The following is a 425-nucleotide window of genomic DNA, read 5'->3' as shown; positions in this document are numbered from 1 at the left end:
CCGCCTCGAGCGCTTCGAGATCACGCCGAGCTATGCGCTGATCACCAAGCCCACCGCGGCGGCGCTGACCTTCCGTGCCGAGATCACCATGGAAGGCCGCGGCGGCTTCATCGATTTCCTGCTGCCCTATGCCTCGCTGGAGCCGGTGCGCGACCTGCTCAGCCAGGAGGTGCTGGGCAAGAAGCAGGGCGGCGACACCATCTGGCGCAGCCACCTGGCAGAGGAGCTGCCACGCGCCTCGGTCGAGCTGACGGCGGTGGTCGAAAGCCGCACCGTGCCCTTCTCCGAGCTCGCCGCCTGGCAGCCCGGCTCGGTGCTGGTGCTGGACCGCCGGCAGGAGGACCCGATCGAGGTCTTCTGCCAGGGGCTGATGGTCTGCCGCGCCGTGATCGCCGCCAAGGACGAGCGCGTCGTGCTGCGCGTCG

1 protein-coding gene is annotated in these 425 nt (G+C 70.1%); it reads left to right on the top strand.

Annotated features, from left to right (window positions below):
* Positions 1-425: FliM/FliN family flagellar motor switch protein (locus BKE38_RS30170; protein ID WP_207553747.1), on the top strand; the 425-nt coding region annotated here is incomplete at both ends.

This window comes from Teichococcus deserti, from assembly GCF_001982615.1.
In the GTDB taxonomy this organism is placed as follows: domain Bacteria; phylum Pseudomonadota; class Alphaproteobacteria; order Acetobacterales; family Acetobacteraceae; genus Pseudoroseomonas; species Pseudoroseomonas deserti.
The sequence above is the reverse complement of the archived record's forward strand: the minus strand, read 5'-3'. Positions and strand labels throughout refer to the sequence as shown.